The organism is Stenotrophomonas sp. 63632_Sma, assembly GCF_056482875.1.
The window spans coordinates 1,335,241-1,357,490 of record NZ_CM151220.1 but is presented as its reverse complement, the minus strand read 5'-3'; the positions used below and the strand labels follow the sequence as shown (position 1 = coordinate 1,357,490).

At 67.4% G+C, this 22,250-nt stretch carries 20 protein-coding genes; 10 read left to right on the top strand and 10 right to left on the bottom strand.

What is annotated here, in order from left to right:
- Window positions 1-47: 47 nt before the first annotated feature.
- Window positions 48-1,211, bottom strand: a complete 1,164-nt coding sequence (locus ACZK45_RS06220) for a COG3904 family protein (RefSeq protein WP_032128359.1) — start codon at window positions 1,209-1,211, stop codon at window positions 48-50.
- A gap of 432 nt (window positions 1,212-1,643) precedes the next feature.
- On the opposite strand from ACZK45_RS06220, the gene ACZK45_RS06215 reads away from it, so the two are divergent.
- The 3 genes from ACZK45_RS06215 to ACZK45_RS06205 all read left to right on the top strand — a co-directional run bounded on the left by ACZK45_RS06215 (window position 1,644) and on the right by ACZK45_RS06205 (window position 5,283).
- Window positions 1,644-3,122, top strand: coding sequence for an AlkA N-terminal domain-containing protein (locus ACZK45_RS06215; RefSeq protein WP_125895998.1), 1,479 nt, complete (start codon window positions 1,644-1,646; stop codon window positions 3,120-3,122).
- Complete coding sequence (locus ACZK45_RS06210; protein ID WP_180837979.1) at window positions 3,119-3,610, top strand: methylated-DNA--[protein]-cysteine S-methyltransferase; 492 nt, start codon at window positions 3,119-3,121, stop codon at window positions 3,608-3,610. Before ACZK45_RS06215 ends, ACZK45_RS06210 begins: the two co-directional genes overlap by 4 nt.
- A 422-nt stretch (window positions 3,611-4,032) precedes the next feature.
- The gene (locus ACZK45_RS06205; RefSeq protein ID WP_180837978.1) at window positions 4,033-5,283 is read left to right on the top strand and encodes an alkaline phosphatase family protein; all 1,251 of its coding nucleotides are present in this window, start codon (window positions 4,033-4,035) and stop codon (window positions 5,281-5,283) included.
- Between the two features lie 98 nt (window positions 5,284-5,381).
- Here ACZK45_RS06205 and ACZK45_RS06200 read toward each other — a convergent pair whose 3' ends face one another.
- Both ACZK45_RS06200 and ACZK45_RS06195 read right to left on the bottom strand, forming a co-directional pair.
- Complete coding sequence (locus ACZK45_RS06200; protein ID WP_004150462.1) at window positions 5,382-5,561, bottom strand: 30S ribosomal protein THX; 180 nt, start codon at window positions 5,559-5,561, stop codon at window positions 5,382-5,384.
- Window positions 5,562-5,671: 110 nt separating this feature from the next.
- Entirely contained in the window at window positions 5,672-6,085 is a 414-nt protein-coding gene (locus ACZK45_RS06195) for a MerC domain-containing protein (protein WP_019338435.1), read from the bottom strand.
- Window positions 6,086-6,221: 136 nt separating this feature from the next.
- Between ACZK45_RS06195 and ACZK45_RS06190 the strand changes: the two genes are divergently transcribed.
- The 5 genes from ACZK45_RS06190 to ACZK45_RS06170 all read left to right on the top strand — a co-directional run bounded on the left by ACZK45_RS06190 (window position 6,222) and on the right by ACZK45_RS06170 (window position 12,801).
- On the top strand, window positions 6,222-8,432 hold the full coding sequence (locus ACZK45_RS06190; RefSeq protein WP_180837977.1) for a TonB-dependent receptor: 2,211 nt from the start codon (window positions 6,222-6,224) through the stop codon (window positions 8,430-8,432).
- Between the two features lie 229 nt (window positions 8,433-8,661).
- On the top strand, window positions 8,662-9,228 hold the full coding sequence (locus ACZK45_RS06185; protein WP_010483118.1) for a TetR/AcrR family transcriptional regulator: 567 nt from the start codon (window positions 8,662-8,664) through the stop codon (window positions 9,226-9,228).
- On the top strand, window positions 9,228-10,901 hold the full coding sequence (locus ACZK45_RS06180; RefSeq protein ID WP_478445592.1) for an MFS transporter: 1,674 nt from the start codon (window positions 9,228-9,230) through the stop codon (window positions 10,899-10,901). Before ACZK45_RS06185 ends, ACZK45_RS06180 begins: the two co-directional genes overlap by 1 nt.
- A 10-nt stretch (window positions 10,902-10,911) precedes the next feature.
- On the top strand, window positions 10,912-12,072 hold the full coding sequence (locus ACZK45_RS06175; RefSeq protein ID WP_125895777.1) for an HlyD family secretion protein: 1,161 nt from the start codon (window positions 10,912-10,914) through the stop codon (window positions 12,070-12,072).
- Window positions 12,073-12,147: 75 nt separating this feature from the next.
- Entirely contained in the window at window positions 12,148-12,801 is a 654-nt protein-coding gene (locus ACZK45_RS06170; protein ID WP_478445591.1) for a hypothetical protein, read from the top strand.
- A gap of 32 nt (window positions 12,802-12,833) precedes the next feature.
- On the opposite strand, the gene ACZK45_RS06165 is transcribed toward ACZK45_RS06170, so the two are convergent.
- The 7 genes from ACZK45_RS06165 to creB form a co-directional block, all read right to left on the bottom strand.
- Window positions 12,834-13,325 carry a Fur family transcriptional regulator gene (locus ACZK45_RS06165; protein WP_004150412.1) on the bottom strand — a complete coding sequence of 164 codons (492 nt, stop codon included), beginning with the start codon at window positions 13,323-13,325 and terminating at the stop codon, window positions 12,834-12,836.
- Window positions 13,326-13,359: 34 nt separating this feature from the next.
- On the bottom strand, window positions 13,360-14,763 hold the full coding sequence (gltX, locus tag ACZK45_RS06160; protein ID WP_180837973.1) for a glutamate--tRNA ligase: 1,404 nt from the start codon (window positions 14,761-14,763) through the stop codon (window positions 13,360-13,362).
- A 153-nt stretch (window positions 14,764-14,916) separates the two neighbouring features.
- Complete coding sequence (locus ACZK45_RS06155) at window positions 14,917-16,494, bottom strand: M20/M25/M40 family metallo-hydrolase (RefSeq protein WP_121503870.1); 1,578 nt, start codon at window positions 16,492-16,494, stop codon at window positions 14,917-14,919.
- A gap of 142 nt (window positions 16,495-16,636) precedes the next feature.
- Window positions 16,637-17,047 carry a hypothetical protein gene (locus ACZK45_RS06150; protein WP_125895780.1) on the bottom strand — a complete coding sequence of 137 codons (411 nt, stop codon included), beginning with the start codon at window positions 17,045-17,047 and terminating at the stop codon, window positions 16,637-16,639.
- 10 nt (window positions 17,048-17,057) lie between these two features.
- The gene (gene creD / locus ACZK45_RS06145) at window positions 17,058-18,377 is read right to left on the bottom strand and encodes a cell envelope integrity protein CreD (protein WP_110711667.1); all 1,320 of its coding nucleotides are present in this window, start codon (window positions 18,375-18,377) and stop codon (window positions 17,058-17,060) included.
- An 81-nt stretch (window positions 18,378-18,458) separates the two neighbouring features.
- Entirely contained in the window at window positions 18,459-19,919 is a 1,461-nt protein-coding gene (gene creC / locus ACZK45_RS06140; RefSeq protein WP_253143349.1) for a two-component system sensor histidine kinase CreC, read from the bottom strand.
- Between the two features lie 3 nt (window positions 19,920-19,922).
- A complete protein-coding gene (gene creB, locus ACZK45_RS06135; RefSeq protein ID WP_080355454.1) occupies window positions 19,923-20,648 on the bottom strand; it encodes a two-component system response regulator CreB in 726 nt (241 codons plus the stop codon).
- Window positions 20,649-20,683: 35 nt separating this feature from the next.
- On the opposite strand from creB, the gene ACZK45_RS06130 reads away from it, so the two are divergent.
- Together ACZK45_RS06130 and ACZK45_RS06125 are read left to right on the top strand one after the other, a co-directional pair.
- Window positions 20,684-21,541, top strand: coding sequence for a 23S rRNA (adenine(2030)-N(6))-methyltransferase RlmJ (locus ACZK45_RS06130; RefSeq protein WP_024958156.1), 858 nt, complete (start codon window positions 20,684-20,686; stop codon window positions 21,539-21,541).
- Window positions 21,542-21,636: 95 nt separating this feature from the next.
- A complete protein-coding gene (locus tag ACZK45_RS06125) occupies window positions 21,637-22,182 on the top strand; it encodes a GNAT family N-acetyltransferase (RefSeq protein WP_004150340.1) in 546 nt (181 codons plus the stop codon).
- The last annotated feature ends 68 nt before the right edge of the window (window positions 22,183-22,250 follow it).

Sequence of the window (22,250 nt, the reverse complement as noted above, 5' to 3'; positions counted from 1 at the left end):
GTTCTCGGGAAAGAACCGCAGTCTACGCCAGCGCGGTGAGCTGTTCGTCAGCGCGCGTGGGCGCTGCCTTCCACCGCTGCGGCATCGGCCTGCGCGGCAGGCGTGCCGGTGTCTGCTGGCGCCTGTTCGGCCACCGGCGGCGGCTCCGACGGTGCCGGCGGCAACGTTGCCACATCGATTTCCGACAGCGGGCTTTCTTCCGGGCACACCGCATCCGGGAAACCGAAGCGCTGCTTCAGTGCCTGGCCGCAGCTGTTGATCGATTCCATGTCGGCGCCTTCGCGCTTGCACTGCTGGTCGAAGGCGATCAGGAACGCATCCTTGCGCTGCACGAAGTCATCGCCGCAGGCGCGCATCTGCTTGATCCGTTCCAGATCGTCCTGCACCGCGTTGGTGCCATCCAGACCGTACTGGCGTAGTTCGTCCGGCGTCAGCAGGCGCAGGCTGCGGTTGGGCACCGTCATCATCAGATCGGCCACGCCCACCGCCACGCCGTTGCGCTGCAGGTAGTCCTTTACGTTGTCGTAGACCTCGTGCAGCTCGCGGTTGAGCTCAGCGCGCGAAGTGGCCTTGGAACTGATGCGCATCATGCGGTGGATGCCGACCTTGCCCGACAGCAGGCGGTTGTCACCGGCGGCCAGCACGAACACGCACGCGCTGTGGCAGATCGAGCCCTCGCGCACCCAGATGGTCCAGCCCGATTCACCGATGCTGTCACCGGCGACGATCGCCGATTCCACCTGGCCGCCGCTGGAGTCCAGATCGAGGATGCGCTTGTGGATCTTCTGTTCATCGGCGACCACGGCAAGTCGCCACATCATTTCGGCGAAGCCCGGATTGATCTTGCCGGCGTAACGCACCCGCATCAGACCACGCTCGGCACACGGCGCCAGGGCCTGGGCAATCTGCTCGCGCTGCAGGCCCTCCAGCTCGACGCCATCGCCCGCCTCACCGGCGTACTCGGTACTGCAGCTGACCCAGGCGCGGCCATTCTCCAACTGCGCCTGCGGCCACGGCCGATCCGCCCGGCTGCGCGGCGGCGCCGGCGGTGGCGGTGCGTCAGCCGCATTGATCGACACCATGTTCTCGCCATCGCTGGCCGGCGCCCGCGCCGCCTTGTCGGCAGCCGTCACATTGCCCGGATTCTCCAACTGACTGCAGCCCGCCAGGGCCAGGCACAACAGGGGCAACCAGCGGAATTTGGCGGACATCGGGCAACCGGGATTCATGGGAGCAAGAACCACAGTCTACCCGTCCAGGCCGCGCATTCAGCGCGTGGCACTGAACCCCTTCTGACCCTTGGGAAAAAGCGTGTCGACCAAGGTCGACACCTACCAACAGCAAAAGCGTGCCGACCAACGGTCGGCACCCACCAACTGCAGCGACCAACTGTCAGAGGTGGGGCGGTGTGGGCTGACAGGACCGTTGGCGCCATGGATGGCGCCATCGAGCCCCCATGGACGGGTTTACGGCGTGTCCTGACAGCCCACACCGCCCCGCCATCCCACGGACTGCCAGCTTTTGATTGAGACGTTGACGTTGACGTTGCGGGTGCAGGGCTGCAAGCCCTGCCAGCCCCCCCCTCCAGCATCCATGTCCGAATCCGGCGAGTATCCCCGCCCGCACACGCCTAGACTGGCGCCATGGACACCGCCCTCGCCCTCGACACCGCCGCCTGCGACCGCGCCCGCCTGGCCCGCGACGCACGCTTCGACGGCGTGTTCTTCACCGCCGTGCGCAGCACCGGCATCTATTGCCGCCCCATGTGCCCGGCACCGCCGCCGAAGCCGCGCAACATCACTTACTACCCGACCGCGGCCGCGGCTGCGGCAGCCGGTTACCGCCCGTGCCTGCGGTGCCGCCCCGAGCTGGCACCGCAGGCGCAGCAGGCATTGGCCGGGCAGACCGTACAGCGCGCCTTGGCCCTGATCCATGGTGGCTTCCTGCAGGAACAGCCGGTAGCCGACCTCGCAGAGAAGATCGGACTCAGCGCGCGCCAGCTGCAGCGCCTGTTCGTCGAACATCTGGGCGCAACGCCAGGGCAGATCCACGCCACCTATCGGCTGCTGCTGGCCAAGCAGCTGCTGACCGAGACCACGCTGCCGGTGACCGACGTCGCGCTGGCCGCCGGCTACAACAGCCTGCGCCGTTTCAATACCGCCTTCCTGCAGGGCTGTGGCATGGCACCGACGGCACTGCGTCGCCAGCACCAGCCGCTGGCCGCCGACGATGGCTGCCTGGTACTGCGTCTGGCATACCGGCCACCACTGGATTTCCCACGCATGCTGGCCTTCCTGCGCAAGCGCAGCCTGCCCGGCATCGAGCTGATCGGCGAAGACAGCTACCAGCGCGTGCTCGGCACGCCGGAGCGCCCCACCCTGCTGAGCGTCACCGCCGACCCGAAGCGCCCGGAACTGCGCCTGCAGCTGGGCGCGGTCGATCCGCGCCTGATCCCCGACATCGTCCGCCGTGTGCGTCGCGTATTCGATCTGGATGCCGACCTGCAGCAGGTCCACGCCGCACTGGATGAGGAACCCTTGCTGGCGCGTGGCATCGCCGAGCGCCCCGGGCTGCGCGTCCCCGGCGGCTGGGATGGCTTCGAGGTGGGCGTACGCGCCGTGCTCGGACAGCAGGTCAGCGTGGCCGCGGCCACCACCTTCGCGCGGCGGCTGGTGGATGCCTATGGCGCACACCTGCCAGGCATGCCGCCGGAGTTCGATCGCCAGTTCCCGGCCCCCGAGCTGCTGGCCGAAGCGCCGCTGGAATCGATCGGCCTGCCGCGCAGCCGCGCCGCCACCGTGCGTGCGCTTGCCGCCGCCTGTGCCAGTGGCGCGCTCGACTTCGGCCCGGGCCAGGCGCTGGAAGAGTTCGTTTCCCGCTGCGTGGCACTGCCCGGCATCGGTCCGTGGACCGCGCAGTACATCGCCTTGCGCGGGCTCGGCCAGCCCGATGCCTTCCCCGCCGGCGACCTGGTACTGCAGCAGGTGCTCGGCCATGCGCAGGGCCAGCGCCTGAGCGAACGCGCGACCGAAGCGCGCTCGCAACCGTGGCGCCCCTGGCGTGCCTATGCCGTGCTGCATCTTTGGCACCTGTCCGGCACTTTCGTTGGAGAACCGACATGACCTTGTTGTTCGACCGTTTCGACAGCCCGATCGGCGTGCTGACCATCGCCGGTGACGAGCGTGGCCTGTCCCACGTGCTGTTCCCGGAAAACCGCCACCCGGCACGCGGCCGCGACGACTGGCACTACGCGCCGGATGCGCTGCCGGAAGCACGCGAGCAGCTGCTGCAGTTCCTGCACGGCGAACGCAGCAGCTTTGACCTGGAGCTTGCGCCACGCGGCACGCCGTTCCAGCTGCGCGTGTGGCAGGCGCTGGCATTGATTCCGTTCGGCGAGACCTGGAGCTACCTGCAGCTGGCCCAGCATCTGGGCCAGCCCAGCGCGACCCGCGCGGTCGGCGCTGCCAACGGCCGCAACCCGTTGCCGATCATCCTGCCCTGCCATCGCGTGATCGGCAGCAACGGCGCGCTGACCGGCTTCGGTGGCGGACTGGAAACCAAGGCCGCGCTGCTGCGACTGGAACAACGCCAGGCCCCGCTGTTCGCCTGAGAGGGCTGGCCGGGCTGCGCCCGGCACCCGCAGAGGCTAGAGCAACAGCAACAGCGGGCTTCCTGCGCGGAGGCGGGGTGGGTCCGGTTGCAGGGGACGCTGCAAGTACGTCCCTGTAAGCTCGGTCGCGCCATCCATGGCGCTCACGCCCCTGCAACCGGACCCACCCCGCCTTCGACAGGTTCCTGCGACCTGTCGGGACGGCGCACTACGCGGCTGCTGGTAGGTGTCGACCTTGGTCGACACGGTAGATCCACGCCATGCATGGATGGAAGCATCAGGAATATGTCTGGAGAAAAACCCCCTTCTTGTTGAAGGGGGCGCGCCGACAGGCGCGGGGATAAGGAAAAATGCGCGGACACGCTGCGCCCTTCGGCGCAACGTGTCTTGGGGTGGTCATTGCACCGGCTTATCATGGGCGGATGACTTCCGTACGCCTGACCTGCGCGCTGGCGCTGCTGCTGCCATTGGCCGCCTGCACCACCGCGCCCGCCCCTTCCGCCTCCGCTCCCATCGCTGTCGCTGCGGCTGCGCCGCCGAAGCTGCTGCTGATCTCGATCGACGGCCTGCGCGCCGATGCGCTGGACCGCGGCCTGACCCCGAACCTGCAGCGCCTGATCGACGGCGGCGTGCGTGCACGCTGGATGACCCCGTCCTATCCGTCGCTGACCTTCCCCAACCACTACACCATCGTCACCGGCCTGCGCCCGGACCACCACGGCATCGTCAACAACAGCATGGACGATGAAGCCCTAGGCCGGTTCGAGCTGAGCAACCGTGAGGCGGTCACCACCAGCGGCTGGTGGGGCGGCGAACCGATCTGGGTCGGCGCCGAGAACGCCGGGGTGCGTTCGGCCACCACCTCGTGGCCGGGCAGTGAATCGGAAATCCGTGGTGTGCGCCCAAGCCAATGGCGCGTGTACGACGGCAAGGAACCGCTGGAACAACGCGCGGGCACCGTGCTGGACTGGCTTGCACAGACCGATGCCGACGCACCGCAACTGACCACGCTGTACATGGAGCACGTGGACAAGGCCGGCCACAACTACGGCCCCGAATCGAAGCAGTACGCCGACGCCATCGTGCGCGCCGACCAGATCGTCGGCCAGGTGCTCGATGGACTGCAGCAGCGCGGCCTGGCCGCGACCACCAACGTGATCGTGGTCTCCGACCATGGCATGGCCAGCGTCCCGGTCGGCCAGGTGATCTCCACCGAATCAATGGCCGCCCCGGCCATCGCTCGCAACGTCAGCCAGGGCCAGTCGGTGGGTTTTGCGCCGTTGGCCGGTCACGAAGCCGCAGCCGAGCGCGCCCTGCTCGGTCGTCACGCGCACTACGAGTGCTGGAAGAAAGAGAACCTGCCGCCGCGCCTGCACTACGGCACCCACCCGCGCATTCCCGCCATTGTCTGCATGATGGATGAAGGCTGGGATGCCCTGCACCAGGAGAAGATCGCCAAGCGAGACCATCAGGATCGTGGCTCGCATGGCTACGACAATGCCCTGCCCTCCATGCGCGCGGTATTCGTGGCCAGCGGCCCGTCGTTCCGCCAGGGCCTGGTGATCGATGGCTTCGACAATGTCGACGTCTACCCGCTGCTGGCGCACCTGCTGCAGGTGCCGGCTGCACCGAACGACGGCAATCCGGAAACGCTGAAGAAAACCCTGCGCTGATCCGGTTGTAGAGCCGAGCCCACGCTCGGCTCGCCGGACAGGCATAAAAAAACGCGGCGCCAGGCGCCGCGTTTTTCGTTGAACCGGTCTGGGCCGGATCAGGCCTTGGCGACGGCCTTCTTCGCCACAGCCTTCTTCGCCGGAGCCTTGGCCACGGTCTTCTTGGCAACCGGAGCGGCGGCGCCTACGGCGACCTTGCTCGCGGTGTGCGAACGGGCGTTGCCGTAGCTGGCGTTGTAGCGCTTGCCCTTGGCGGTCTTGCGGTCACCCTTACCCATGTCTTCAACTCCTCAAATGTGAAATCTGGTTACCCCGTACTGACACGGGTTCGGCGGGGCCGCCTTGCTGGGCGCCCCCGCGCACGATCGAAAATCCTATCACGGAGCGCCTAGTGCGCGCAGCTGGCGTCGTGCACGTGACCGTGGTTGAGGCGCAGGTTGACCAGATGGGCGACCCCCACCAGCAGGCCGCCGACGGTCATCACCACCGCGTGTGGCACCGCATTGTGGTGCAGCGGGTCGTACAGCACGCCAGCCCACAACGCGACCAGGCCGGGGATCAGGAAGCCCAGCGCACGCAGCGCGCCGTGCCGGCGGTAGCCCCAGACCAGGCTGAACAATCCGAGCAGGGTCACGAACACCACCAGCGCCTGTTCCACCCCATCGCTCAGCCAGAACGACAGGCCCAGCGACGGCGCCGCGGCCAGCAGCACGGGGATCACCGCGCAGTGCACCGCGCACAGCATCGAACCGGTGGCGCCGAAACGGTCTAGCAGGTGGCGCAGGCGTGAGGACAGGGACATGACTTCCAGCAGGGTCGGCGAATCGTTATGGAATAATATAACATCTGCTCCCGACCCGCACGGTTTCCCTCCCCCTGTCCCGCTGACGGGATACGTGCGCCCAGCGATTGATACACTGTAACAAAGGACCCGCTCCATGCCCGCCCACACCCCGCGGTTGAAGCCGCATTCCCTCGCTCTGGCCCTCGCCGCCCTGCTGCCTTCGGTTGCCTTTGCCGCCGGCGATGACAGCGCTCATCGTGACCGCCACCTGACTGAACTGTCGTCGGTGCAGGTCACCGCGTCGCCACTGCAGGGCGATGCCGAATCGCTGGCGCGCCCGGTGGAGGTACTGGCCGGCGAACGCCTGGACGAGCAGAAGGCCGGCACCCTCGGCGATACCGTGGCCAAGCTGCCGGGCGTGCAGAGCACGTTCTTCGGCCCTGGCGTCGGCCGCCCGATCATCCGCGGCCAGGAAGGCCCGCGCGTGGCCGTGCTGTCCAACGGCATGGGCAACATGGATGCGTCCACGGTCAGTGCCGACCATGCCACCAGCATCGAGCCGTTCCTGGCCGACCAGATCGAAGTGCTGAAGGGCCCGGCCACGCTGCTGTTCGGCAGTGGCGCCATCGGTGGCGCGGTCAATGTGGTGGATGGCCGCATCGCCCGCGAGCTGCCGGAGCGCCCGCTCAGCGGCCGCGCCGAGCTGCGCGGCAATTCGGTGAACAACGAGCGCAGCGGCATGTTCCGCCTCGATGGCGTCAGCGGCAATGTCGTGCTGCATGTGGACGGCCTGGTGCGCAATGGCGACGACTACCGCATTCCCGGCTATGCAGTGATCGACAGCCTTGAAGACCATCACGATCACGACCATGACCACGCGGGCGAAGAAGGCGAAGAACCGCGCCGCGGCCGCCTCGACAACAGCTCGATCCGCACCCGCGCCGGCGGCGTCGGCGCGACCTGGCTGGGCGACGACGGCTACTTCGGCGTATCGGCCAGCACCTATCGCACCAACTACGGCATTCCCAATGGCGCGCACGTGCATGCCGATGGCGATGATCATGGCCATGACCACGGCCACGACCACGACCATGGCGATGAAGAGGAAGGCGGCGACGAGCATGACGTGCGCATCGACATGGTGCAGAACCGCTTCGAGACCAAGGCCGGCATCTACAACCCGGTCTCGTTCCTGAAGAACATCAATGCGCGCGTGGCCTACACCGACTACGAACACGTGGAGCTGGAAGCCGGCACGCCGTCCACCCGCTTCACCAACCGTGGCATCGAGGCGCGCCTGGAAGCCGTGCAGCAGCAGATCGGCGGCTGGGACGGCGCCTTCGGCCTGCAGTTCGGCAACAGTGATTTCGGTGCCAAGGGCGAAGAGGCGTTCGTTCCGGATACCGGCACGAAGAACATCGGCCTGTTCGTACTGCAGGAAAAGCAGTTCGGCCCGTTCAAGCTGGAACTGGGCGGCCGCCACGACCAGGTCAAGCTGGACCCGACCGGCGACTATCGCCGCCGCACCTTCGGCGCCACCAACCTGTCTGCGGCCGGCATCTGGAAGCTCAACGATGCCGTTGACCTTCGCATCGGCGTGGACAGCTCCGAGCGTGCACCGACCAACGAAGAGCTGTATGCCGCCGGCGCGCACATCGCCACCCGCTCGCTGGAAATCGGCGACGCCAACCTGAAGACCGAGCGCGGCCAGCGCGTGGAACTGGGTATCCACACCCACAGCGAACGCCTGGACTTCTCCGCGTCGGTCTACCAGACCAGGTTCAAGGACTTCATCTACCTGGCCGACACCGGCGTTACCGAGGGTCTGCCGGTCCGCGCCTGGACGCAGCAGGATGCGGTGTTCCGCGGTGCCGAAGCCGAAGCGCTGGTGCACCTGTTCGAAGGCGGCGCCGGTGACTGGGATCTGCGCCTGTTCGGCGACTACGTGAAGGCCAAGCTGGATGGCAGCGGCAGCCGCAACCTCGACATCGCCGTGCCGCATGGCGACCACAACCACAACTACAGCGTGGAGCTGGCCAACACCGGCTACCTGCCGCGCATCGCCCCGGCCCGCGTCGGCGCCGACCTGCGCTGGTCGAAGGACGGCTGGCGCGCCTCGGTCGGTGCGGTCCGCTACAGCCGCCAGAAGGATGTCGCCCAGAACGAAGCGCCGAGCGACGGCTACACCCTGGTCGACGCGCATCTGGCCTACCGCTGGGATCGCAACGCGAGCAACAGCTACGAGGTGTTCCTGGATGGCAGCAACCTGACCAACCGCGAAGTGCGTCCGCATACCTCGCTGCTGCGTGATTACTCGCCGCTGCCGGGCCGTGGTGTCGCATTCGGCATCCGCGCGTTCTTCTGATCGCGTAGTGGAGTCGGATCCCATTCCAGAGGAATGGGTTCTGACCCCAGCCTCAGCCCACGCATGGCGTGGATCCAATGCAAGCAGATCCGATGGGGGCCTTCTGGCCCCCATCTCTTTGTGCAGCATCCATCACGCATTCGTCACAAAGATGTGCGTACCACAACAAGCGGACAATCCCGTCACTCAAAGTCTCGCCAATCGGACACTTTTGTCCGAAAATAATTCCATGACTGCCCAACGTGCCGATGCTGCTGCCCGCCGTGCCCTCATCCTCGACGCCGCCGATCATGTGTTCGGCCAACACGGTGTCACCGCCCCGCTGGACCTGGTGGTCGAACGCGCCCAGGTGGGCCGCGCCACCCTGTACCGCAACTTCCCCGACCGCACCGCGCTGATCCAGGCGCTGCTGCAACGTACGGTCGACCGTATCCGGCGCCAGGTCGAGCAGCTCGGCGACCGCGACGATGCCCTGTTCGAAGTGTTCGAGGGTATGGCCCAGCGCATCATCGATTCGCCGGCACTGGCCGATTACTGGCGTGCAGTCGATTCGGACGTGCCGGCCATGCGCACCGCGCGCGAGACCGTGCGCGATCTGCTGGAAGCACCGATCGCCCGTGCCAAGGCCGCCGGCCTGTGCCGGGCTGACCTGGAGAAGACGGATATTTCACTGATCTCGGGCATGCTGGGCGCAGCCCTGCGCGGCAAGACCCGCGACGAGCGCGCCCACCTGGCCGGGCGCGCCCTGCAGCTGCTGCGCGGTGGTCTCCAGGGAGCAACCAGCGAGGCCCGCTGATGGTCCAGCCGTATCTGAAGCCGGTTCCGGATTGGGAGGAGCACGAGAAGCCGACCATGCCCGGTTCGGCGTCGATGCCCTGGCACCCACCGTATCGACGCGTGGCCTATGCACTGGTGTCGCTGCTGGTGGCGATCACCGGTGGCCTTGGCAATGCACTGGTCACCGCCGACCTGCCCTTCCTGCAGGGCCAGCTGGCACTGACGCCGACCCAGGGCAGCTGGCTGGTGGCGGCCTATGCAATGGTCAACGTCACGGCCAACCTGCTGGCCTTCAAGTTCCGCCAGCAGTACGGCATCCGCCTGTTCGCCGAGATCGGCCTGGGCCTGTACGCAGCACTGGCGGTGCTGCACCTGTTCGTTGGCAGCTTCGAGACCACGATGCTGACCCGTGCCGCCAGCGGCTTCGCTGGCGCCGCCTGTTCGACACTGGGCACGCTGTACATGCTGCAGGCGCTGCCACGACGGTTCACCGGCAATCTGCTGGTGGTTGGCGTGGGCCTCTCGCAGCTGGCGGTGCCGATCGCCTGGATCGTCTCGCCGGGCCTGGTCGATACCGGCCAGTGGCATCAGCTCTACTCGTTTGAAGCCGGGCTGGCCCTGTGCGCGTTCGCGGCGGTGGTGGTGCTGAAGCTGCCGCCCGGCATCCAGGTGAAAGCCTTCGAGCCGCTGGACTTCCTCACCTTCGCCCTGCTCGCACCGGCCGTCGCGCTGCTGGTGATCGTGTTGGCGCAGGGCTACACGCGCTGGTGGCTCAACACGCCATGGCTGGGCTGGGCGCTGGTCGCCTCGATCGTGCTGTCCACCACCGCCTTCATCATCGAACACTACCGGCGCAATCCGCTGCTGCAGATCCGCTGGCTGTCGAAGCTGCCGGTGCTGCACTTCATCGTCGGCGCGTTCCTGATCCGCTTCCTGACCACCGAACAGTCCTATGGCGTGGTCAACCTGATGCGCACGCTGGGCATGGGCCCGGACCAGATGCGCCCGCTGTTCGTAGTGATCCTCGCGGGCGTGGTCACCGGCATCGCCGGTGCCTCGCTGACGTTCGGCCCGAAGCGGCTGATCGCGCAGCTGCTGATGGCGATCCTGCTGCTCGGCGCTGCCGCCTTCTTCGATCAGCACCGCACCAGCCTGGACCGGCCGCACGACTTCTATGTCAGCCAGTTCCTGGCCTCGGTCGGTGCCGGCATGTTCATGGGCCCGTTGATCATGCTCGGCATTTCCGCCGCGCTGAAACAGGGCGTGGACCACATGATCACCTTCCTGGTGACGCTGTCGATCACACAGACGCTGGGCGGCCTGGCCGGTTCGGCGGTGCTGGGTACCTTCCAGCTGCACCGCGAGCAGCTGTACTCCAGTGCATTGACCAGCCAGCTCGACCCGGCCGACCCGGTGGTGGCACAACGCCTGCGCCTCCAGCAGCAGCTGTACAGCGCACAGATCACCGACCCGGTGCTGCGCAGCGCGCAGGGCAGCGCGCAGCTGGCGCAGACCACGCGCCGCGAAGCCAACGTGCGAGGCTTCAATGACGTGTTCACGCTGAGCGGATGGCTGGCGATCGGCTTCCTGTGCTGGTTGCTGCTGCTGTCGCTGCGCACCGCCGTGCTCAAGCAATGGCGCAAGCGCCACCCCACTTCCCCCGCTGCGGTCACGCCGGCCGCGCCCCGCTGAGTCCTCCTCCATGCCTCCCGTCCCGCCCCGCCCCGACGACATCGACGCCGACAACGTCACTCCACCGCCGCCGACCGATGCGGCGCCTGCGCCCACGCCCGCGACACCGGCTGCCGCGCCGAAGTACCTCAAGCCCAGCGCGCGCAGCGTGGTGGTGATGGTGGTGGTGGCCTTGCTGGGCATTGCGCTGATCCTGCGCGCCTGGCACCTGTGGCCGTTCACCAGCAGCGTGATGGTGACCGACAACGCCTATGTGCGCGGGCAGATCACAGTGATGGCGCCACAGGTGAACGGCTACGTGACCGAAGTGCTGGTGAAGGACTTCCAGCACGTAAGGGAGGGCGATCCGCTGCTGCGCATCGATGACCGCATCTACACGCAGCGTGTGGCCCAGGCGCAGGCAACGCTGGACAGCGCACGTGCGGCACTGGCCAACTCGGACCAGTCGCAGGCACAGAATCGTGCGCAGATCGCTTCGGCGCACGCCACGCTGTCGGCCGGCCAGGCCGAGCTGCAGCGTTCGCGCAATGAATTGAAACGCTACGAGGAACTGGCTGCGCAGCAACTGGTGTCGGTCAACGACCGCGACAAGTTCCGCACCACCCAGGCCTCGGCACAGGCCAGCGTGCAGCAGTCGCAGGCGCAGATCCGCATCGCCGAGGAAACGCTGGTGTCGACCCAGGTGGCGCGCAAGAGCCTGGAGGCCCAGGTGGAAAGTGCACAGGCACAACTGGAACTGGCGCGCATCGACCTGGCCAACACGGTGATCCACGCACCGCGCGACGGCCAGATCAGCGAAGCCAGCGTGCGCGTGGGCCAGTACGTCGCCGCCGGTTCGCAGCTGCTGTTCCTGGTGCCTGACACGCTATGGGTGGTGGCCAACTACAAGGAAGGCCAGACCTGGGGCATGGCGATCGGTCAGCCGGCCACGTTCTCGGTGGACGCGTTCCAGGGCCAGGTGCTGCGCGGCCGCGTGCAGGAGATCGCACCCGCCACAGGTTCGGAGTTCAGCGTACTGCGCCCGGACAACGCCAGCGGCAACTTCACCAAGGTGGTGCAACGGCTGCCGGTGCGGATATCGATCAATGAAGGTCAGACGCTGGCCGCGCAGCTGCGGCCCGGCATGTCGGTGATCGTGCGGGTGGATACCCGGTCCAAGCCGATGGACTAGGGTGCAGGCTGCTGACTGCCTTCACCCCATTGATCCGCTACCGTTGCGGATCTGGATCAGGATCGCTGGAAGACGATGAAATTCACGACACTGGCCAGGCGGGCGGCCAAGGACATGCTGGAAGCGGAAGATCTGATCGCCTTCGTGCAGGAGCACGGCGCCGAAGGTGGCGAGGAGATTGAGCGGCTGCGGATACTGCACGGTTGGCCGGATGATGGCCTGCTGGGCGATGGTAGCCGGGTCGTACCGTTCGGCGGCTGGGCCAAGGCCTGCACCGCCTGGGGACGCCAGGGCATTGAGGGCCTGCGCGATATGCTGGGTGACCCCCAGCTGGCAGTGTTCGCGCTCGGCACACTGGCCGATGTGGGTGGCCCCGCCGCCATTGCCATCCTGCTGGACTTTGCCGAACGCGCTGACTGGTCGCGTGCGGGCACACCGCGTGATCTGCCCTGCCAGGCGCTTTACTGCCTCAATACCGCGCTTTCGGGGAAGACCGGCGTTGAGGTTACACCCGGCATGCAGGCGTCGATGCTGCGTATCGCCAAGCTCATCTGGGACGCCAGGGTGCCCAATGTGCATTTCCTGGCGCAGGCACTGTATTTCGTGCGCCGTGCCGACCCGGTACCAGCGCTCGCCTGGGTCGAGCAGTTGCGGGTGGACGACCCTGTGCTGGTCGACGCACAGCGCAGCGTCCTGAAGCGTCTGAAAGAGCACGCCGCCCGGGACTGAGCGTGCAGCTCAGTCCGGGTACGCGCCGCGACTCAGCCCGCGCAGCGCGCGCAGAGGCCGTGCACTTCCAGGGTCTGCGCCTGCGGCTGGAAGCCCAGCTCCTTGGCGCGCTTCTCCAGCTGGGTGACGATCTCGCGGTCTTCCAGCTCCACAGCACTGTGGCAGCTGTTGCAGATCAGGAACGGCACCGAGTGCGCGGCACTGCTGGGATGGTGGCAGGCCACGAAGGCATTGACCGATTCCAGCTTGTGCACGAAGCCATTGGCCATCAGGAAGTCGAGCGCGCGGTAGACGGTGGGCGGGGCGTCAGCGCCCACGCCCTTGCCGTTGCGCACCCATTCCAGCAGCTCGTAGGCCTTGACCGGCTTGCCGGCCTCGGCGATCAACTTCAGCACGTTGGCGCGGATCGGGGTCAGGCGCAGCCCGCGTTCGCGCGAGACGCGCTCGACCACCGCCACGAAATCCGATGCGTCGTGGACGTGGTGGTGCGGGGCGGTACAGGCAGTGGCGGTCTTGGCGGGCATGCGTGTTCTCCGGTTCGGGCCTGGCAAGGATGCCTCAGGCCGTTGCTACCTTGGTGATGGCCACATCAATGCGTTTCAAGGCCTGCTCGCGGCCGGCCAGGTACACGGTATGGGAAATGTCAGGACTGACCTGGGTGCCGGTGATGGCCACGCGCAGCGGCTGGGCGACCTTGCCCATGCCGATCTCCAGCGCGGCGGCCGCATCGTGCAGGGCCACGCCCACCGATTCGGCGGTCCACTCCGGCAGCGCCGCCAGCAGTTCGCGGGCCTTGCCCAGCGCCACCTCGGCACCGGCCTTGAAGTGCTTGGCCACCGCCGCTTCGTCATACTCGGTCAGCGGCTGGTACCAGACCACCGCCTTCTCGGCCATTTCCTTCAGGGTCTGCACGCGTTCACGCAGGGCGATCACCACATCCTCCGGGGCGGGGCCGGCGGCCACGTCCAGGCCCAGCTTCTGCAGCTGGTAGACCAGGTGCGGCACGATCGCGGCCACGTCCTCGGTCTTCAGGAAGTGCTGGTTGACCCAGCCCAGCTTGGCCATGTCCAGGCGCGAGGCCTTGGAATTGCAGTCCTTCACGTCGAACAGGTCGATCAGCTCCTGGCGGCTGAACAGCTCCTGGTCACCGTGCGACCAGCCCAGGCGGGCCAGGTAGCTCAGCAGCGCGTCCGGCAGGTAGCCGGCGTCCTTGTACTGCATCACGTCGGCCGCGCCGGTGCGCTTGGACAGCTTGGCGCCCTGCTCGTCGAGGATCATCGGCATGTGGCCGAACTTCGGCACCGGCGCGCCGATGCTTTCGTACAGGTTGATCTGGCGCGGGGTGTTGTTGATGTGGTCGTCGCCGCGGATGACCTCGGTGATGCCCATGTCCCAGTCGTCCACCACCACCGCGAAGTTATAGGTGGGGTAGCCGTCCGGGCGGAAGATGACCATGTCATCCAGCTCGCTGTTGGCGATCTCGATGCGGCCCTTGATCAGGTCGTCGAACACCACCGTGCCTTCCAGCGGGTTCTTGAAGCGGATGACGCGGTTCGGGTCGTCCTTGCGCGGCAGGCCCAGTTCGCGTGCAGCGCCGTTGTAGCGCGGCTTCTCCTGCTTGGCCATGGCGGCCTCGCGCATCGCGTCCAGCTCTTCGCGGGTCTCATAGGCGTAGTACGCCTTGCCGTCGGCCACCAGCTGCTCGGCCACTTCCAGGTAACGGGCGACGCGGTCGGTCTGGTAGATCGGGCCTTCGTCATAGTCCAGGCCCAGCCACTCCATCGCCTCCAGGATCGCGTCGATCGCGCCCTGGGTGCTGCGTTCACGGTCGGTGTCCTCGATGCGCAGCACGAACTCGCCGCCACGGTGGCGGGCCTCCAGCCAGCAGTACAGCGCGGTGCGGGCACCGCCGATGTGCAGGTAACCGGTGGGGCTGGGGGCGAAGCGGGTGCGGCAGGTCATGGACGGCTCGAGGAACGGGAATCCCCCGATTTTACCAGCCCGCCGCCCCCGACGGAAAAAGGGGACGGAGGGGATTAAGTCGCGATTGCCCAGCCGCTGGGCCTGCAACCGGGAAACGGAGGGGAGAAACGACTTAATCCCCTCCGTCCCCTTTTACGGTTCTACCTTGCGTGGGAAGGACTGCTCGCGCATTGCGGCGTTGTAGGCGAACGAGGCGACGATGGCTGCGGCCTGCTTCAGGTCTTCCGGTTCGGCGTGGTCCCAGGTGTCCAGGTGGCTGTGGTGGACGTTGGTGAAGTAGTCCAGCCGGTCCTGGATGAACTGGAAGCCCGGCAGGCCGATGCGGTCGAAGCTGATGTGGTCGGTGCTGCCGGTGTTGCGGGTGGCCACGGTGGTGGCGCCGACGTCATGGAACGGGGCCAGCCAGGCTTCGAAGATCGGCATCGCCGCCAGGTTTTCCTGTGCATAGATGCCACGGAAGCGGCCCGAGCCGTTGTCCATGTTGAAGTAGACCTGGAACTTGCCGTAGTCGCGGGTCTTCTGCAGCGCGCCGGTCGGCTCGCGCAGCGAGGCCGGCAGCGCCTTCTGCGCCGGGTCGGTGGGTTCCGGGAAACGGCCGAAGTGCTTGGCCACATAGGCCTGCGAGCCGATCAGGCCCTGCTCCTCGCCGCTCCACAGCGCCACCCGGATGGTGCGCTTGGGCTTGGCGCCGGTGGCCTTGAGGATGCGCATCGCTTCCATCATCACCGCCACGCCGGCCGCGTTGTCGGCCGCACCGGTACCACTGTGCCAGGAATCCAGGTGCGCGCCGATCATCACCACTTCATCGGGCCTGCTGCTGCCACGGATCTCGGCCAGCGTGTTGTAACCCGGCTGGTCGGCCTCGTCGGTGAAGCGCGCGGCCACATCCACGCGCAGGCGCACGGTCTGCTTGGCCTCCAGCGCGCGCACCAGCGGATTGAAGTGTTCGCTGATCATCGCCAGTTCGGGGATGCCCACCGATTCACCGGCCTTGCGCGAGCCGCCACCGGCAACGCGGATGATGCCGTTGTCCCAGCTGCTGATGCTGATCGAGGCCAGCGCGCCTTCTTCCACGAAGAACGCATTGACCTTGGTCGCCAGCTGCTGGCGTTCCTGGTATTCCTTGACCCGCTTCGCACGCTCGGCGGTGGCGTCCTTGTCCTTGGGCAGGGTGAACTCCTGCAGGCCCTCCAGCGAGGTGGCGTCGTGGCGGTGCGAATCCGCCTCGGTGCCGCGCTTGTACTCGCGCGCCTCGCCCAGCAGCAGGATCTTGCCGCGCAGCTTGCCGCGGTACTTCTCGATGTCCTCGGGCTTCTTGATCTCGACCTGCACCAGCTCGCCTTCAACCGGGCCCTTGGTACCAGGGGTCCAGGCCTTGGGCAGCGCATGCAGCGGCTGCACGCGGTCACCGAGCATCTCTACGCTGGCCGAAGTGAACTCCCAGCCACGCCCGAAGTCGTCGAAGGCTTCGTCGTGGACGTTGTCCAGCTTCCATTCGTTGAACTTGCCACGCGTCCACGCATTGGCGCGGCCCATCGCCGGCGAGTTGGTCAGGCGCGGACCGATGCGTTCGGTGAGGTAGCTGAAGGTGTCCATCACCTGCGAACGGTGGAAGGCCTCCTGGCGGATGCGGCTGACCATGTCCAGGTCCACCGGCTCGCGCTGCTGCGCGCCTGCATTGCCACCCATCGCCAGCGCTGCGGCCAGCATGCCCCACTTCAACACATCGCACCCCTGCCCTTCGGCTCGATCATCAACCCATCGAGTCTAGCCAGCAGGGGCGCGCGGATACCGTCCCATCGGTCATGGACAGCGACAGTAGATCCACGCCATGCGTGGATGAACAACCGAATCATCCACTCCATCCCAGCCACAACTGCGCCCGCTCGGGCAGCAGCAGCAACCAGTGCCGCCGGTCGATGCTGCTGCAGCCGTACACCGCCGCGTGTGCCGGCCAGCCATCCGGAAGGCCGCCGATACCTATCTCGGCCAGCGCCTCCGCCCCGGCCTTCCATGGCCGGTAGCGCGGCACCCTGCCGGCCAGCGCACCGCGTCCCTGCCGTGCGCCCTGCAGCCAGGCCAGTCCCTGGCCCTGCAGTCCCTCGCAGGTCGCCGCCGCCAGCTGGAAGCGGACCAGGCCGGGGGCGATCCGTGCCCCCGGCAGGGCCGCCAGCACGCCATGTGCCTGCAGCAGCGCATCCACTTCCAGCAGGGCCGGAATGCCCTGCCGTGCCCGTTGCCGCAATCCCTGGCGCCAGCTCATGGCGTGCTCCTTACTTCAGTTCCGCGCCAAGCGCGTACCAGTCCACCCGGCGGGTCACCCACATCGCCAGCGCCAGGATCACGAACAGCAGCAGTGAACCCATCAGCAGCGCGTTGTTCTCCGACACCAGCAGGCCATACAGCGCGCCATACAACACGGTCAGCAGCGCAGCGAAGCCGAGGCCGCGCTTCCAGTGGCCCAGCACGTTGGCCAGGTACACCGCCTGTAGGCCGATACAGGCCACCGCCGAGACCAGGTAGGCCTTCCAGAACGCGATGTGCTCGGACAGGCTGATCAGCAGCAGGAAGAAGATCGCCAGCGCCAGGCCCACCATGAGGTACTGCAGCGGGTGGATGCGCAGCGACCTGATCAGCTCGAACAGGATGAAGCCGACGAAGGTGAGCAGCACGAACAGCACGCCGTATTTCGAGGCACGGTCGGCCTGGGTGTAGGCATCGACCGGATCAACCAGTGACACCGTCACCGCCTGCGACTCGACCGCACCATCATTGCGCAGCTGTCGCTGTGCATCGGAGGCCAGCGAAGACACCGCCCAGCGCGCATCGAAGCCCTGTGCGTCGACGCGACGCTCGTTGGGCAGGAACGCACCGCTGAATGACGGATGCGGCCAGCTCGAACGCAGTGCGATCTTGGTGTCATCGCCCACCGGCACCACCGACAGCATGCGGCTGCCATCCAGGCGCAGCTCGAGTTCGACGGTGCTGGCAGCCAGCGTGCCGCCATGGTCTTCGGCGAATCCGGCCACCGGTGCGTGCAGGCCTCGCCCCACCTCGCTGGCCGCACCAACGCCAGGCAGCAGGCGCAGCTGCTTGCCATCCACGCGCAGGTTCGGCGTACCGACCAGGCCACGCACATCGGAAATGCCCACCGCCACATACGGCTGGCCATAGCTGCGGCCGGCCTTCACCGGATAGTCGTCTGCAGCGAACGTCGCCTTCATCTGGCCGTTCCAGCTGTACACCGGCACCTTGAACAGGCCGACCTCACGCTGGCTCGGCAGCATCTCGCCGCCCACCTCCAGCGACGCCGGCATCTGCAGCCAGTGCCCCTCGGTGACCTGCACCTCGGTCTTCTTGACGCCCAGCGGGTCGACCAGTTCAACCTGCTTGCGTTCCACCCACGGCACCACCCGCACCGGGCCCACCAGCTGCTGTGCACCGGCGCGGCTGTCGGCCACCCGTGAGAAGGCCTCGTCGCGGTACGCGCTACGTTCGTTGATGACCCCGCGGATCATCGTCAGCGGCACCAGCAGCAGCAGGATCAGCCCGCCGACAATGGCGAACCGCAGCAGCATCTTCAGGGATTTCATGGTCCATCCTCGTTGGAGAGGGCTGCAGGATGGACCGCCGCGGTGAGCAGGGTTTGTGGCGAATTTGAAGCGAGTGTGAAGTCAGCGGCGCGGGCGCTGGCCTGGCACACCCAAAGGCAGCCACAGGCTGGCCACGGTGCCGCCGCCCTCGCGGATATCCACGCTGGCACGCCCATCATGCAGGCGCGCGACCTCCTGCACGAACGGCAGGCCCAGGCCGGAGCTGCGCCGCCCGCTGCCGGGGCGGGCCAACGAATAGAAGCGCTCGAACACCCGCTCACGCGCGTAGTCGGGAATGCCGGCGCCACGGTCGGCCACCTGCAGGCGCACGCCCTGCCCGTCCACCTCGGCCTGCAGCGCGATCTCCGCGCCGGCCGGCGAGAAGGCAATCGCGTTGTCGATCAGGTTGTGCAGTGCCTGCCGCAGCAGGTAGGCGTCGCCCTGCACCCGCAGGTCGGGCACGCTGCCGATGCGGACCTGCACGCCGGCCGCCTGCGCGCGCACCTGCGCGGCCGCCGCCGCATCGGCCAGCAATGCCGGCAGCGCGATCGGGTCACGCGTCTGCAGCCAGCCGTGCTGTTCCACTTCGGCCAGCGCCAGCAGCTTGTCGATGGTCTCGGTCAGCCGCTCCTGCTGGTCGACGATGCTGCGGGCGAAATGCACGCGGTCGGCCTCGGGCAACGGCTCCTGCAGCAGCTCGGCGGCACCGCGGATCGCCGCCAGCGGGCTCTTCATCTCGTGCGTCAGCGACTGCACGTACTGCTCGACGTAGGCCTTGCCTTCGAGCTTCTGGCGCATCGTTTCCAGCGCCTGGCCGAGATCGCCGATCTCGTCGCGGCGGCGCCGTGGTGGTGGCACCGGTTCGCCCGCGCTGACCGCGCGTGCATAGCGGCTGAGCTGGCCGAGGCCGGTGGTCAGCCACATCGTCACCAGCACGCCGACCAGCGCCGACAACCCGATCAGCCACGCACCGCGCTCGATGATGGCGCGCTGGCTGGCGGCGATGAACGGATCGATGCTGCGGTTCGGCTGGGCCAGGCTGAGCACGCCGATCAGCGTGCGGCCATCCACCGGGTCGTATACCGGTGCCGCCACGTGCATCACCGTATCGCCCTCTTCACCGGCAATCTCGGGGCTGGAACGTGCGCCGTACTCACCGCGCAGGGTGCGGTAGACATCATTCCAGCGCGAGTTGTCGCGGCCGAGATCACGGCCCAGCGAATCGTAGATGACGATGCCCTTGGCGTCGGTGATGGTCACCCGGTAATCCAGCGAGCGCTTGGGGAAACGCCAGACCATCGCCTTCAGGTCGCGCTGCCGCGCCTTGGCCAGGTTGCGGGTGAAGCTGCCGCTGCGGATGGTGCCGTCCTTGACGTCGGCGGCGGCCATCTCGGCCAGCACGTTGGCCGCATCGACCAGGGTCGATTCCATCGCCTGGCGCACACCGGGCTTCACCTCGTTGACGAACACGCGCATCACGAAGAACGCGGCGATGCCGGTGATCAGGAAGAAGCCGAGGAACAGCTTCAGTACCAGGCGCATCGGCTAGACCTCCAGCGCGTAGCCGAGGCCACGGTGGGTGCGGATCGGGTCGTCGCTGGCACCGGCCGCGCGCAGCTTGGCGCGCAGCGTCTTGACGTGGGTGTCGACGGTGCGGTCGGCACTGTCGGCACTGCTGTCCCAGCCCCGGTCCATCAGCTGCGCGCGGCTGAGGATGGCACCCGGGCGCTGCAGCAGCGCTTCCAGCAGTGCGTACTCATAGCGGGTCAGGTCCAGCGCATGGCCGCGGAAGCGGATGCGCCGGCCCTCGCGGTCAATGGCGAACGCGCCATGCTCCTGCCAGCCCGCATCGGCGCTGGGCGCTGCGACGACCGGCGCCGCACGGCGCAGGCGTGCACGCACCCGTGCGACCAGCTCGCGCGGCGAGAACGGCTTGGTCATGTAGTCGTCGGCGCCCAGCTCCAGGCCGAGCACGCGGTCCACTTCGTCGTTGCGCGCGGTCAGGAAGATCACCGGCAGCTGCGCCGCCGGCCCCGGCTGCGCACGCAGCCGCCGGCAGACCTCGAAGCCGCCAAGATCGGGCAGGCCCACGTCCAGCACCAGCACATCGATATCGCCGGCCTGCAGCCGCTGCAGGGCCTCACCGCCCAACAGGCAGTGACTGGCGGCATAGCCCTCGCTGCGCAGCGCATAGAGCACGGTTTCGGCGATGGCGGCTTCGTCCTCGACCACCAGGACATGGGCAACAGGAGCTGTCATGGCGCGCAGCATAGCCGCTGCGGCCGCCGCCCCGTACACTGCCGCCCATGAACTATCGCCACGCCTTCCATGCCGGCAACCACGCCGATGTGCTCAAGCACATCGTGCAGCTGGCCCTGATCGACAGCTTCAAGCGCAAGGACAGCCCGTTCTTTGTGCTCGACACCCACGGCGGCGCCGGCCGCTACCTGCTGGCCAGCGAAGAGAGCCGCAAGACCCTCGAGGCTGAATCCGGGATCATGCGGCTGATGGCCCAGCCCAAGCTGCCGGAGGTGGTCGAGCGCTATCTGAAGGCGGTGCAGGCCGATAATCCGGTGGGCGCCCTGACCAACTACCCGGGCTCGCCGCTGCTGAGCGCGCAGGCGATGCGCGCGCAGGACCGCATGGCGGTCTGTGAGCTGCAGGAAGCCGAAACGGCCACGCTGAAGGCCCTGTTCGCCCATGACAGCCGCGTCGACGTGCGGGCGGGCGATGGCTATGCGCTGCTGCGCTCGCTGCTGCCGCCGAAGTTCAACGGCAGCAAGATCGGCCGCGGCCTGGTGCTGATCGACCCGCCCTACGAGGCCCAGGACGCCGAATACCAGGCCGTCCTGGCCGCGCTGGCCGAGACCCTGGCGCGCTGGCCGCAGGCTACCTGCGCGGTGTGGTTCCCGATCAAGCAGCGCCGCACTATCCTGCACTTCCTGCGCAAGGCCACCGCCCTGCCGGTGAAATCGGCGATGACGATCGAGTTCCTGGTGCGGCCGGACGACTCGCCGCTGCGCCTCAACGGCAGCGGCATGCTGCTGCTCAACCCGCCCTGGCAGTTCGACCGGGTGGTCGGCCCGGCCCTGCCGGCGCTGCGCCAGCACCTGGGTGAACCCGGTGCCAGCACCCGCCTGGATTGGCTCAAAGCCCCCGAATAACGGCCTTCACGAGGCTGTACCGCTGTGAGCCTTTCGTTCACGGAATGCAGCCCCGGTGATGCCACAATCGATGGACCACCAAGGAATCACCCGGTATGGCCACTCGCAACCGCATGCCGCCCTGGCATGAGATCTTCAAGGCTCCCAGCGGCCACGAGCTGCTGATCCGCCCCATCCGCCCGGAAGATGGCGCGCCGCTGCAAGCGGCGTTCAGCCTGTTCGGGCCGGAAGAAATCCGTGATCGTTTCCTGCAGGCGGTGACCGAGCTGTCGCCGGAAACCACCCAGCGCCTGACCCACCCGAATCCCAAGACCGAGATCACCCTGGTCGCAGCCGAATCCCTGCCCGCTGGCGAAGCGGTGGTCGGCGCGGTCGCCCGGGCCTCGATCATCCCCGGTACCCGTGAAGCCGAGTACGCGATCCTGATCAGCCGCTTCCTCATTGGCCAGGGCCTCGGCCGGCAGCTGATGCGCAAGCTGGTGAAGTGGGGCCGCGGCAAGTACCTGGACCGTCTTTACGGCGACGTTGCCGCCGAGAACGAGCCGATGAAGCAGCTGGCCGCCTCGCTGGGCTTCAAGCCGGTCCCGCACCCGACCGGTGCCGAAGGCCTGGTGCGGATGGTGCTGGAGCTGGACAACTGATGGATGCGCCGGGCATCGCCCGGCGCGTCATTCCGGTAGTGCCGGCCGCTGGCCGGCATTGCGTTCCC